The 13057-nt window shown below is 70.3% G+C and carries 9 protein-coding genes; 8 read left to right on the top strand and 1 reads right to left on the bottom strand.

Features of this window, described 5'->3' with window-relative positions; genetic code table 11:
- The first annotated feature begins 5 nt into the window (after positions 1-5).
- The 8 genes from gnd to ACFZB3_RS03705 all read left to right on the top strand — a co-directional run bounded on the left by gnd (position 6) and on the right by ACFZB3_RS03705 (position 11105).
- Positions 6-881, top strand: coding sequence for a phosphogluconate dehydrogenase (NAD(+)-dependent, decarboxylating) (gnd, locus tag ACFZB3_RS03740; RefSeq protein ID WP_391369750.1), 876 nt, complete (start codon positions 6-8; stop codon positions 879-881).
- A gap of 7 nt (positions 882-888) precedes the next feature.
- Positions 889-1482, top strand: coding sequence for a histidine phosphatase family protein (locus ACFZB3_RS03735; protein ID WP_391369052.1), 594 nt, complete (start codon positions 889-891; stop codon positions 1480-1482).
- Positions 1483-1699: 217 nt separating this feature from the next.
- Complete coding sequence (locus ACFZB3_RS03730; RefSeq protein ID WP_391369049.1) at positions 1700-2944, top strand: ROK family protein; 1245 nt, start codon at positions 1700-1702, stop codon at positions 2942-2944.
- An 11-nt stretch (positions 2945-2955) separates the two neighbouring features.
- The gene (locus ACFZB3_RS03725) at positions 2956-4812 is read left to right on the top strand and encodes a glycoside hydrolase (RefSeq protein ID WP_391369046.1); all 1857 of its coding nucleotides are present in this window, start codon (positions 2956-2958) and stop codon (positions 4810-4812) included.
- 249 nt (positions 4813-5061) lie between these two features.
- Entirely contained in the window at positions 5062-6327 is a 1266-nt protein-coding gene (locus ACFZB3_RS03720) for an extracellular solute-binding protein (RefSeq protein ID WP_391369043.1), read from the top strand.
- Positions 6328-6347: 20 nt separating this feature from the next.
- Entirely contained in the window at positions 6348-7316 is a 969-nt protein-coding gene (locus tag ACFZB3_RS03715) for an ABC transporter permease subunit (protein WP_391369040.1), read from the top strand.
- On the top strand, positions 7313-8179 hold the full coding sequence (locus ACFZB3_RS03710) for an ABC transporter permease subunit (protein ID WP_391369037.1): 867 nt from the start codon (positions 7313-7315) through the stop codon (positions 8177-8179). Before ACFZB3_RS03715 ends, ACFZB3_RS03710 begins: the two co-directional genes overlap by 4 nt.
- A 58-nt stretch (positions 8180-8237) precedes the next feature.
- Positions 8238-11105, top strand: coding sequence for a glycoside hydrolase family 2 TIM barrel-domain containing protein (locus tag ACFZB3_RS03705; RefSeq protein ID WP_391369034.1), 2868 nt, complete (start codon positions 8238-8240; stop codon positions 11103-11105).
- 25 nt (positions 11106-11130) lie between these two features.
- Here the strand turns inward: ACFZB3_RS03705 and ACFZB3_RS03700 are convergent, their stop codons facing one another.
- Entirely contained in the window at positions 11131-13002 is a 1872-nt protein-coding gene (locus ACFZB3_RS03700; protein WP_391369031.1) for a glycosyltransferase family 39 protein, read from the bottom strand.
- Positions 13003-13057 lie beyond the last annotated feature (55 nt).

Here is a 13057-nt window from a genome sequence, read left to right as displayed (position 1 = left end):
ACGACATGCAGCTCGGACTGATCGGTCTCGGCAAGATGGGCGGCAACATGCGCGAGCGGATCCGCCGCGCCGGCCACACCGTCATCGGCTACGACCGCAACCCGGACGTCTCCGACGTCAAGTCCCTCGAAGAACTGGTCGAGAAGCTCGACGCCCCGCGCGTGGTGTGGGTGATGGTCCCGGCCGGCCACGCCACCCAGTCCGTCGTCGACGAGCTCAAGGACCTGCTGTCCGAGGGCGACACCGTCGTCGACGGCGGCAACTCCCGCTGGACGGACGACGAGAAGCACGCGGCCGAACTCGGCATCAAGGGCATCGGCTTCGTCGACGCCGGCGTCTCCGGCGGCGTGTGGGGCCTGGAGAACGGCTACGCCCTGATGGTCGGCGGCGACAAGCAGCACGTCGAGCGGCTGCACCCGATCTTCGAGGCGCTCAAGCCGGAGGGCCCGTACGGCTACGTCCACGCGGGCAAGGTCGGCGCCGGGCACTTCTCCAAGATGGTCCACAACGGCATCGAGTACGCCATGATGCAGGCCTACGCCGAGGGCTGGGAGCTGCTGGAGAAGGTCAAGTCCGTGGACAACGTCCGCGAGGTCTTCCGCTCCTGGCAGGACGGCACCGTCATCCGTTCCTGGCTGCTCGACCTCGCGGTCAACGCCCTGGACGACGACGAGCACCTGGACAAGCTGAAGGGCTTCGCGCAGGACTCCGGCGAGGGCCGCTGGACCGTCGAGGCGGCCATCGACAACGCGGTGCCGCTGCCGGCCATCACGGCCTCCCTCTTCGCCCGGTTCGCGTCCCGCCAGGACGACTCCCCGCAGATGAAGATGATCGCGGCGCTGCGCAACCAGTTCGGCGGCCACGCCGTCGAGTCGAAGTAGGTGTGCCGTGGGGGACCTCCTCCTGGTCCGCCACGGTGAGACGGAGTGGAGCGTGTCGGGCCAGCACACCAGCTGGACCGACCTGCCCCTCACCCAGCACGGCGAGGAACAGGCCAAGTCCCTCGCCCCGCTCCTCACCGGGCGAACCTACGCACTGGCGCTGGCCAGCCCGCTGGACCGCGCGATACGCACGGCCGAACTGGCCGGTCTGACCGGGGTCGTAGCAGACCCCGACCTGCACGAATGGGACTACGGCGGCTACGAGGGCGTCACCACGGTGGAGATCCACCGCGCCCGCCCCGACTGGTACCTGTGGACCGACGGCGTCCCGCCGGGCCCGGCAGGCCACCCCGGCGAGTCGCCGGAGCAGATCGGCGCACGCGCCGACCGCGTGCTCAGGAAGGTCGAGACGGCGCTCAACACCGGCACGGGTGACGTGATCCTGGTGGCCCACGCCCACTTCCTGCGCGTGCTGACCGCCCGCCGGCTGGGGCTGCCGCCCGCCGAGGGCCGGCTGTTCCAGCTGGCGACCGGGACGGTCAGCCGGCTGTCCACCGAGCACGGGTGGCCCGTGATCGCCGAGTGGAACAAGCAGCCGTAACGCCTTTCGCGACGGCCCGCCAGTGACAACTGGCGGGCCGTTTTGCCGTGTTGGCCTAAGACGGCTCGACGGGTGGCCCCCGGGCGGTCGTCGCGCATGTTTCTACGGCCCCTTTCCTAACCCCTTGTCGAAAGTCCCGCGAAGCCCATAGCCTGACGCCGCGCCGGTGCCGTCGTACGTCCCGGCCCGGCCGTGACGGGATGGGAGGGGCAGCCGCGTGAAGCGCACATCGCGTGACATCCGCACCGCGAACCGCTACGAGGTGCTGCGCCAGATCATCGCCCGGTCCCCCACCTCCCGGCAGACGCTGGCGGCCGCCACCGGGCTGAGCGTCGCCACGGTCGCCACCCTCGTCGGCGAACTGCTCGACCTCCGGATGATCATCGAGGTCGGTTTCGAGGACTCCGCGGGCGGCCGCCCCCGGGGGCTCGTCGCCGTCAACTCGGCGGGCGGGGCACTGATCGGCGTCGACATGGCGGAGACATACGTCCGGGTGGAGCTGTTCGACCTGGGGCTGAACGTGCTGGCCCGAGCGGTGGAGGACATGCGCCCCGGGGAGAGCCGGCCCGAGCAGGCCGTCGCCCATGTGGCCAGCGCCGTCGGCTCGGTGGTCGCCCAGGCCGGCGTCGAGGGTGCACGGGTGCTGGGCGCCGGGGTGAGCGTGCCGGGGCAGGTGGACCGGGCCACCGGTATCGCCGAGTACGCGCCCAACTGGGACTGGCACGACGTACCCCTCCTCGACCTGCTCTCCGAGTACATCGCCTACCCCCTGCACCTGGACAACCCGTTGCGGGCGAGCGCGGTGGCCGAGCTGTGGTTCGGGGCCGCGCGCGGGCGCGAGGACGCCGTGGTGGTGAACCTCGGGACCGGGGTCGGCGCCGGGCTGGTCCTCGGCGGCGGGCTGTACCGCGGCGTGAGCAACAGCGCCGGCGAGTGGGGGCACACGACGCTCGTGCTCGACGGGCGGCTCTGCCACTGCGGCAACCACGGCTGCGTCGAGACCTACGTCGGGGCCCCCGGCATCATGCTCAACCTGCGTGAACTCAGCCCCCGCTCCACGCTGTTGCACCCTGAGGACCAGACGGCCACCATCGACGCCCTGGGCCGGGGGGTCGCCGCGGGCGACCCGGTGGCCGTCAAGGTGGTCCGCGACACGGCCCGTTACCTGGGCGCGGGCATCGCGGACCTGGTGAACCTGTACAACCCCGAAGTGGTCGTGCTCAGCAGCTGGGTCGCCAGGAAGCTGGGCGCACCGCTGCTCGACGAGGTGCGCGAGGCCGTCCGCCGGCACGCGCTGCGGCGGCCGTTCGCCGCCACCGAGATCGTCCTCTCTCCCGTCCCCACCGACCCGGTGTGCCTGGGCGCGGCCACGTTCGCGCTGGAGGGGGCCCTGCAGGCCGTGGGACAGAGGTCACCGAAACGCACCATCCCCGCAAGGAGCCGTACCGCACCGCCTTCATGACGACGGAAGGGATGCACGTGTCACACCCCCATCGCAGGAGATCGGTCCTCCTGACGGCCGCGGCCGCGCTGGCCGTCGCCGGACCCCTGATATCCGCCCCGCCCACCTCGGCCGCCACCGCCACCGCCACGGCACCGGTTGCCGAGGTCTCCCCGCACGCCGCCCAGACCATCGACGACATCGGCGCCTCGGGCGCCTGGTGGGTCAACGACCTGCAGCACTTCTCCCCCAAGGTCCAGGCCCGGGTGGCGAAGCTGCTCTTCTCCAAGAAGGGCCTGGACCTCAGCTCGTACCGCTACAACATCGGCGGCGGCGGGGTCGCGGTCACCACCCCGGCGCGCGCCGCCGAGGACTTCCTGAACGCCGACGGCTCGTACGACTGGAGCAGGGACAAGGGCGGGCAGACCTTCCTGACGTACGCCGCGAAGTACGGCGTCGAGGACCTGATCGGCTTCGTGAACAGCGCGCCCGCGCAGTGGACCACCAACGGGCAGAGCTGCGGCGGTCAGTTGAAGCCGGCGGACGAGACCGCCTACGCCAAGTACGTCGCCGACGTCACCGACCACTTCGCCCGCCAGGGTGTGAAGCTGGACTACATCAGCCCCTTCAACGAGCCGGACAACGACTTCGGTTCGTGCGGCCAGGAGGGCATGCAGGTCACCGTCGACCAGCGCGACGACATCGTGCGGGCGCTCGGCGCCGAGCAGCGGGCCCGGCACCAGAAGACGTCGGTCATCGCGGACGAGTCGAGCCAGACGACCCAGTTCGTCTCCGAACTCCCGCAGTGGATCTCGCAGCCGGACACCGCCCAGTACGTGTCCGCGCTGGCCCACCACACCTACAACAACCCCAGCGACGGCCAGCTCGGCAACGTCTACGAGACGTCGCGGACCGTCGGCCAGAAGTCCTGGGCCTCGGAGATCTGCTGCTTCGGCAAGGGCTCCACGGGCTGGAACCAGGAGTACGACCCGTCCATCGACAACGCCCTGCTGATGTCCCGGATCATCTACAAGGACTTCGCGAGCGCCCACGACTCGGCCTTCCAGTGGTGGGTGGCGCTGGCCAGTGGCTACGGCACCGACCCGTACGCGAAGAACGACGTCGGCTGGAACGACGGCCTGATCTACTACGACCCGGACTACGCGACGAACGGCAACCAGACGCTGTACTTCACCAAGCGGTACTACGCGCTCGGCCAGTACAGCAAGTTCGTGAAACCCGGCTCGGTCGCGCACAACGTGACCGGGGCGCCGGCCGGGGTCGAGGTGTCGGCGTACGACAGCGGCGGAAAGTGGGTGGTCGTGGTCAACAACCAGAACGCCACCGACACCCCGCTGAGCCTGCACTTCAACAGCGCGGCACCGGGACGGGCCAGGCAGGCGGTGCGCACCTCGGCCACCGAGGACTGGGCCGACGTGGCGAAACCGTCGGTGAGTGCGGGGACGGTGTCCGCCACCCTCGCCGCCCGCTCGATCACGACGTACGTCTTCGACCAGAAGGGCGACGGCAGTTCGGCCGTGACCGGCGCACTCGCGGGCAGGCAGTCCGGCAAGTGCCTGACGGCGGACGCCTCCGGGGCCGCGATCGCCACCTGCACGGGCGCGGCGGACCAGTCCTGGTCGTACGACGCGAAGGGCACCCTCAAGGGCCCGAACGGCTACCTGACGGCCTCCGGTTCCGGCCTGACCGCCACCGCCGACCCCACCGGTGACGCGAGCCAGCGCTGGCTGCTGAACGCCAACGGGCAGATCCTCGGCGAGGCGTCCGGCAAGTGCCTCGACGTCAGCGGGCAGGCCACCGCCGACGGCAGCAAGGTGATCCTCTACAGCTGCAACAGCGGCAGCAACGAGGTCTGGACCAAGCAGTAACCGCACCTCACCGCCCCGATCGAGGGCCGCCGGCCACCCCCTGCGCCGGCGGTCCTCAACTCACCCTGCCTTCCCTCCTGTTCGTCATCCCGAACCGGGTGCAACGTTTCACGCAGACTTCGTCCAACCTCTTGCCGAAGCATTAGCCGAAGGTTAACGTCCCGCTCCGCGACGCATTTTCAGCCATCTGGTTCCGAGGTCCCACGGGCCGTAGAGGCACAGCCGCACTCGACAGACAAGGACGTCAGCATGTCGGCACTGAGCAACAACAACTGGTCCCGCCGGTCCCTCTTCCGGGCGGCGGCGGGCATGGCCGCCGCCGGCACGCTGGCCGCGTGCGGCAGCAACAACGGCAGAGGCGGCGGGAGCGGGTCGGGCACGCAGCTCACCCAGTACTTCCACGCCTACGGCGAGGCGGGGACCGAGCAGGCCCTCAAGCGGTACGCGGCGGCGTACAAGAAGGCCGACGTCAGCACCAACTGGATCACGGGCAACAACTTCGAGTCGGCGCTCTTCGCGGCCCTGCTCACCAAGAAGGCGCCCGACGTCTTCGAGTTCCACCCGCAGCTCCAGCTCGTCAAGAGCGGCCAGGTGGCGGACCTGAGCGACATCATCGACCCGGTCAAGGACGACTTCAACCCGAACGACATCAACTCCCACACGGTCGACGGGAAGATCTACGGGATCCGGATGATCGACGACCCACAGTTCTTCTACTACCGCAAGTCGATGCTGGAGAAGGCGAAGGTCGAGGTCCCGACCACCCTCGACGAGCTGATCGAGGCCGCCGCCAAGCTCACCACCAGCAAGGTCAAGGGCGTCTTCCTCGGCAACGACTTCAGCGCGATCCAGAACCCCATCATCTGGTCCGCCGGCGCCGACACCATCAACGACAAGAACGAGATCGCCTACCACACGGACGGTGTCGTGGGCGGCCTCAAGCAGCTTCGCAAGCTGTTCACCAGCGGCAACGTGCTCCTGGACGCGCCGACCGACTTCTGGGACCCGTCCTCGCTCAACCAGGGCCTGTGCGCGATCCAGTGGGGTGGCATGTGGTCCATGCCGGCCATGCAGAAGGCCCTCGGCGACGACCTCGGCATCTTCCCGTTCCCGAAGATCGGCAGCGCGGGCAAGCTGTCCGTCTACAACGGCGGCTGGTCGATCTTCGTCAACGCCAAGGGCAACAACGTCGACGCGGCCAAGGAATACGTCAAGTGGCTCTGGATCGACCAGAAGCAGTACCAGGAGGACTGGGCCACCTCGTACGGCTTCCACATCCCGCCGCGCACCTCGATCGCCAGCGGGGCCACGAAGCTCAAGTCCGGCCTGGCCGCCGAGGGCGTGAAGCTCTTCACCGACTACGGCCACTTCGACAACATCGCCTACGACCAGACCATGCAGACCGCGTTCGCCGAGGTGATCGCCTCCTCCGTCCGCAAGAACGGCGACCCGGAGGCGGCGCTCGACACCTGCGACAAGAAGGTCAACGTCGAGCTCAAGAAGCTGTTCGGATAGGCCCCCGGGAAGACCACGACATGTCGACCACCACCACACGCGGGGTCGCCCAGCCCGCCCCGGCCAAGGCCTCCCCGGCCCGGCCGCGGCGGGGCCTGCGGGGCAACCCGACCGTGAACTTCTGGCTCTTCACCGGGCCTTTCCTCATCGGCCTGGCGATCTTCGTCTTCGTGCCGATCGGCTGGAGCGTCTGGCTCAGCTTCTTCGACGCCCGCTACACCGTCACGCCGAGCCATTTCATCGGCTTCGACAACTACAAGCAGATCCTGACCAACAGTGAGTTCCCCGACTCGCTGGTGACGTTCACCGTGTTCGCCGCGTTCATCGTGCCGACCACCTGGGCGCTGTCGCTCGGGCTCGCGCTGCTCGTGAACCAGCTGCGGTTCATGCGGGCGTTCTTCCGGTCGGTGTTCTTCCTGCCGACCGCCGTCTCCTACGTGGCGGCGGCCCTGATCTGGAAGATGTCCATCTTCAGCGGCGTCCGCTTCGGACTCGCCAACACGGTCATCGGCTGGTTCGGCGCCGACACCGTCGCCTGGATGTCCGACCCCACTCCGCCCTGGTACTGGCTGGTCATCGTGACCCTGCGGCTGTGGATCCAGTCGGGCTTCTACATGATCCTGTTCCTGGCGGCGCTCCAGAACATCCCCGGCGAGCTGTACGAGGCCGCCGCCATCGACGGCGCCAAGCGGGGCTGGCAGACCTTCCGGTACATCACGCTGCCCCAGCTGCGCGCCACGTCCACCGCGGTGATCCTGCTGCTGCTCATCGCCGCGTACCAGGCGTTCGACGAGTTCTTCAACATCGTGGGGCAGAAGGCGACCTGGGCGCAGACACCGCTCATGGAGCTCTACAAGACGGCCCTCGGCACCAGCCAGGACTACGGCGCGGGCAGCGCCGGCGCGGTCATCCTGTCGCTGCTCATCTGCCTGGTCACCCTGGTCCAGGGCAAGTTCATGGGATTCGGAAGGGGGGAGGAGTCCAAGTGACCACCACCACGCCCCAGGTCGGCAAGCGGCGCAGGAAGGGCGGGGGCGTCCTCGGCAACACGGGGCTGTACGTCGCCGTCGGCATCGCCGCCCTGCTCTTCCTGGTCCCCTTCTACCTGATCGTCCGCAACGCCCTCTCCACGGACCTGGAGATCACCGGCGAGAACTGGAAGGTGCTGCCCTCCTTCCAGTGGGGCAACATCAGCGAGCTGTTCAGCGACCCCACGGTCGACTTCGGCACGTCCATGGTGAACTCGCTGGTCGTCGCCGTCCTGACCACGTGCGGCACGCTCCTGGTGTGCTCGCTGGCCGGCTACGGTCTGGCCCGCATCCCGTACCGGCACGCCAACAAGGTCTTCTACGCGGTCCTGGCGACCCTGATGGTCCCCACCGCCGTCACCTTCGTGCCCAGCTTCGTGCTGGTCTCGTCCCTCGGCTGGGTGGACACCTACCGCGGACTCATCATCCCCGGCCTGTTCAGTGGTTTCACCTGCTTCCTTTTCCGGCAGTACTTCCTCGGATTCCCGAAGGAGCTGGAGGAGGCGGCACGCGTGGACGGGCTCGGCTACTGGGGCGCGTACTGGCGGATCGTCGTACCCAACTCGCTGAACTTCTTCGCGGCGATCGCGACGATCACGTTCATCAGCGCGTGGAACTCCTTCCTGTGGCCGCTGGTCATCGGCCAGGACCCGAGCTCCTGGACCGTGCAGATCGCGCTCTCCTCCTTCATGACCAACCAGACCGTCAACTTCCACCTGATCTTCATGGCCACCGCCATCTCCATCCTCCCCCTGGTCTTCGTCTTCCTCTTCCTCCAGCGCTGGCTGGTCCAGGGGATCGCGCAGACCGGCATCAAGGGCTGACCCGGCCCGAGCACACCTCGAACACGACTCGAACACACCTCGAAAGACCTGGAGACCGATGTCTTTCCGCTCTGCCACGGCCGTCGGCTACGTCGAGGACGTCTCACCGGGCTCCGGGGCCCTGCCGCCCCGCGCCTGGTATCCCGTCTCCGACGCCGAGTCCCTCTCCCTGAACGGCAGCTGGCGCTTCCGGCTGTCGCCGACGGCGGACGCCGAGGACGACTCGTTCGCCGAGCCGGGGTACGACGCCGGCGGCTGGGCGGAGGTCACCGTCCCGGGGCACTGGGTGCTCCAGGGGCACGGCGCGCCGATCTACACGAACCACCTCTACCCGTTCCCGGTCGACCCGCCGCGGGTCCCGACCGAGAACCCCACCGGTGACCACCTGCGCTTCTTCGACCTGCCCGAGGGCTGGGACCCGGCGGACGGCGGGACGCTCCTGCGCTTCGACGGCGTCGAGTCCTGTGCCCGGGTGTGGCTGAACGGCACGGACATCGGCGAGTTCAAGGGCTCCCGGCTGCCGCACGAGTTCGCGGTCGGGCAGCTGCTGAAGCCGGCCGGCAACGTGCTGGCCGTCCGCGTGCACCAGTGGTCGGCGGGCTCGTACCTGGAGGACCAGGACCAGTGGTGGCTGCCCGGCATCTTCCGGGACGTGACCCTGCTGCACCGCCCGGCCGGCAGCGTCCTCGACTTCTTCGTGCACGCCTCCTACGACCATGTCACCGGCGCGGGCACGCTGCGCGTCGACTCCGACGTGGACGGCAGGGTCACCGTGCCGGAGCTGGGCGTCGACGTCGCCACCGGCGAGCCGGTCACCGTCCCGGTCCAGGCCTGGACGGCGGAGACGCCGCGGCTGTACGACGGGGTGCTGGCCACCGGGGGCGAGCGGGTGCCGCTGCGGATCGGCTTCCGGACCGTCGTCCTCGAAGACGGGCTGATCAGGGTCAACGGGCGGCCCGTCCTCTTCAAGGGCGTCAACCGGCACGAGTGGCACCCGGAGCAGGGCCGGGCCCTCGACCTGGAGACCATGCGCGCGGACGTGCTGCTGATGAAGCGGCACAACATCAACGCGGTCCGCACCTCCCACTACCCGCCGCACCCGGCCTTCCTCGACCTGTGCGACGAGTACGGCCTGTGGGTGATCGACGAGTGCGACCTGGAGACCCACGGCTTCACCGAGCAGGCCTGGCGGGACAACCCGGTCGACGACGACCGCTGGACCCCGGCGCTGCTGGACCGGGCCGCCCGGATGGTCGAGCGCGACAAGAACCACCCGTCGGTGGTCGTCTGGTCCCTGGGCAACGAGGCCGGCACCGGCCGGGGCCTGACCGCGATGGCCGAGTGGATCCACGGCCGGGACGCGTCACGGCTCGTGCACTACGAGGGTGACATCGACTGCCGTGACACGGACGTGTACTCGCGGATGTACGCCGACCACGCCGAGGTCGAGCGGATCGGCCAGGGTCTGGACGGCGGCACCCACAAACGCCGTCAGCTCCCCTTCATCCTGTGCGAGTACGGGCACGCGATGGGCAACGGCCCCGGTGGCCTCGCCGACTACCAGCGGATCTTCGAGTCCTACGACCGGCTCCAGGGCGGCTTCATCTGGGAGTGGATCGACCACGGCATCGAGGACGAGCGGTACGGCTACGCGTACGGCGGCGACTTCGGCGAGGAGTTGCACGACGGGAACTTCGTCTGCGACGGGCTGGTCTTCCCCGACCGCCGGCCGTCCCCGGGGCTGGTGGAGTACAAGAAGGTGATCGAACCGGTCCGGATCGAGGGCGACGGCGCGGGCGGGACCGTACGCGTGGTCAACAGGCACGACTTCGCCGATCTGTCCGCGCTGGACTTCGAGTGGTCGTACCAGGTCGGCGGCGAGACCGTCGAGTCGGGCGCGTTGGCCGTCCCGGCTCTGGCGGCCGGTGAGTCGGCGGAGGTGAAGCTGCCGGAGCCGCCGGTCGCCACCGGCAGCGCCGAGACGCAGTGGACGGTACGGGCGGTGCTGGCGGCCGACACCGGCTGGGCACCGCGGGGGCATGTGGTCGCCTGGGGTCAGCTCCCCGTCTCGGGGCGGCAGTCGCCGTCCTTCGCGGCCGCCGCCGGACCGGTGGTGTCCGGCGACGGGACGATCACCCTCGGCCCGGCCGCCTTCGACGCCCGCAGCGGTGCGCTGCGGAGCATCGGCCCGGTGCCGGTGACCGGGCTGCGGCTGGACGTGTGGCGGGCGACGACCGACAACGACGACGGTGCCGCCTGGCAGAGCGACATCCGCTACGGATCGCTGTGGCGGAAGTTCGGGCTGCACCGCATGCGGCACCGCCTGGACGCGGTGGAGCCGTCCGGTGACGCCCTGACCGTGCGGACCCGGGTGGCGCCCGCCGCCTGGGAGTTCGGTCTTGTGACGGTCTACCGCTGGACCACGGACGGCGGCCGACTCCGGCTCACCGTGTCCGTGACGCCCGACGGTGACTGGACGGTGCCGCTGCCCCGGCTCGGCATCCGCTTCGGGCTGCCGGCGGCCGACCGTGTGCGGTGGTTCGGCGGCGGGCCGGGCGAGGCGTACCCGGACACCAGGGCGGCCTCGGTGCTGGGCCGTTGGCAGTCGACGGTGGACGAGATGCAGACGCCGTACCTCCGTCCGCAGGAGAACGGCGCCCGGGCGGACGTCCGTTGGGCCGAGCTCGGCGGGCTGCGGATCGAGGGCGACCCGGAGTTCTGGTTCACGGCCCGCCGCTGGACCACCGAGCAGCTGGACGCGGCCGCTCACCGCACCGATCTCACCCCGGGCGGGACCGTGTGGGTCAACCTCGACCACGGCCAGCACGGCATCGGCTCGCAGTCCTGCGGCCCGGGCGTGCTGCCGCAGTACCAGCTCCACGCCGGACCGGCCGAGTTCTCCTTCGTGTTCACGGCCGTCGGCTGACCCTGCGGCTGCCCCTTCGGCGCGGTCACCCTCCGTGGCCCGGCCCGCAGCGGTACAGCGTGTAGCGGGAGACGTGCACCGGTGCGCAATGGCCGATGGCCCAGCGGACCAGGGCCCGGCCCGGGGTCTTCGCGCCCCGGGCCCGGTGGGTGAGGTCGGCCGCGGAGAGCAGGACGTAGCGGAGCCTGCCGGTGTCGATCAGGTGGTGGAAGGTACCGGGCGCGGGGTACGGCACATGGGCGGTGAAGCCGCCGAGCGGGAGGATGGCGGCGTTGTCCGACAGGATGTACGGCGCCGCCATCTGCCAGCGGGGCACGGCGGCCAGGTAGCGGGCGCCGTCGCGGTGGGCGGTGAGGTAGGCGAGGACGCGCTGCTGGCCCGGGGTCAGGGCGGAGGCGCCGTTGCGGGTGGCGATGCTGCCCGGGCCGATCCGCCCGAACCCGCCGGGCTGGTTGTAGCGCAGGGAGGTCGCGGACGCGGACCAGACGGCGGGCACGACCAGCACCGCCGCGAGGGCGACGGCCAGCGCGGCCCGGCGCGGACGTGACCCGCCGACGGCGAAGAGGACCAGCGCCGGCAGGGCGAGGACCGCGGCGACACCGACCGACCAGGTGAAGAAGCGCGGGTAGTACAGGGTGAGGGCCGCGCACCAGCCGACGTTGACGGCGAGCACCGCGCACAGCACGGTCCGGCGCCGTACCCGGGTCACGGCCGTCGCGGCCAGGGCCGACAGGCCGACCGCCACCACACCCATGTAGTAGGTGTGTCCGGTCACGCTGCCGAAGCTGAAGACCAGGAAGAACGTCACCAGCCAGACGCCCCACAGCAGATACCCGGCCAGGAAGGGGTCGGTGCGCGACGGGCGGCGGCGCCACAGGCCGTACAGCCCGGCGGCCAGGCCCAGCGCCGCCAGCGGGTACAGCCAGCCCGTCTGACTGGCCAGGCCGGGGCTGAACATCTTCCAGACGCTGTCCCCCATCCCCACCGACGCCCGGCTGTGCGTCCGGTCGGCGACGATGCTCCCGGTGCCGGCCGCGTCGACGCCCAGCGCCTGGAAGCGGGTCAGGAAGTTGTAGCCGACGACCAGGGCGACCGGCGAGTTGTCGGTGGTGCCGTCGAGGTAGGGGCGGGCGGCGGCCGGGGTGAGGCCGGCGGTCAGCATCCAGGACAGGGAGACCACCAGCATGACCGCCCCGGAGACGGCGAGGTCCCGGATCCGGCGGCGCAGCGCGGTCGGCGCGGCCACCAGGTAGGTCACGGCCAGTGCGGGCAGCACCGCCCAGGCCTCCAGCATCTTGCACTGGAAGGCGACCCCGACCCAGACGCCCGCCAGGACGAGGGTGCGCAGCCGGGCACGGGCGGTGGCCCGCTGGGTGGCCTCGGCGGCCAGCAGCAACAGCAGGACGAACGGCGCGTCCTCGGTGACCGAACGGCCGAGGCCCACGGTCACCGGGGTGAGCGTGAGGAAGGCGGCGGCCAGCAGCCCGGCCGGTACGCCGGCCCAGCGCCGTACCACCACGTGCAGCAGGACCACCGAGGCCACGCCCTCCAGGGCCTGCGGGACCACCAGGGACCAGGGGTGGAAGCCGAGGACCAGCGCCGACAGGGCCTGCGGCCACAGGAAGCCGGGCAGCTTGTCCAGGGTGATGGAGTTGCCCGGGTCGAAGGAGCCGTAGAGGAAGGCCACCGGGTTGTCGGTCATGCTGCGGACCGCGCTCGCGTAGAAGGCGTGGTACGCGCTGTGCCAGATGCCCCAGAAGAAGAGCAGCGCGGCGACGGTGGCGATGCCGGCGAGGATCGGGCGCTCGTAGCGCTGGGTACGGCTCCGCGCCCGGGTGGGCGGGGGCGGCGGCCCCTCGACACGGACGAGCGGCTCGGCGCTGACAGGGCTCGGCATCGCGGACGGCCTCCAGGACTCCCGGTGTCCAGGGCTTCCAGAGCGCCCCGGAGTA

The organism is Streptomyces sp. NPDC008092, from assembly GCF_042957285.1.
Lineage (GTDB): Bacteria > Actinomycetota > Actinomycetes > Streptomycetales > Streptomycetaceae > Streptomyces.
This window is presented reverse-complemented; position numbering and strand designations above follow the sequence as displayed.

Bases quoted from the DNA above. Each gene is read 5' to 3' on its own strand.
- ACFZB3_RS03700 (WP_391369031.1), bottom strand. From the start codon at position 13,002: ATGCCGAGCCCTGTCAGCGCCGAGCCGCTCGTCCGTGTCGAGGGGCCG.
- ACFZB3_RS03705 (WP_391369034.1), top strand. From the start codon at position 8,238: ATGTCTTTCCGCTCTGCCACGGCCGTCGGCTACGTCGAGGACGTCTCA.
- ACFZB3_RS03720 (WP_391369043.1), top strand. From the start codon at position 5,062: ATGTCGGCACTGAGCAACAACAACTGGTCCCGCCGGTCCCTCTTCCGG.
- gnd (WP_391369750.1), top strand. From the start codon at position 6: ATGCAGCTCGGACTGATCGGTCTCGGCAAGATGGGCGGCAACATGCGC.
- ACFZB3_RS03725 (WP_391369046.1), top strand. From the start codon at position 2,956: ATGCACGTGTCACACCCCCATCGCAGGAGATCGGTCCTCCTGACGGCC.
- ACFZB3_RS03715 (WP_391369040.1), top strand. From the start codon at position 6,348: ATGTCGACCACCACCACACGCGGGGTCGCCCAGCCCGCCCCGGCCAAG.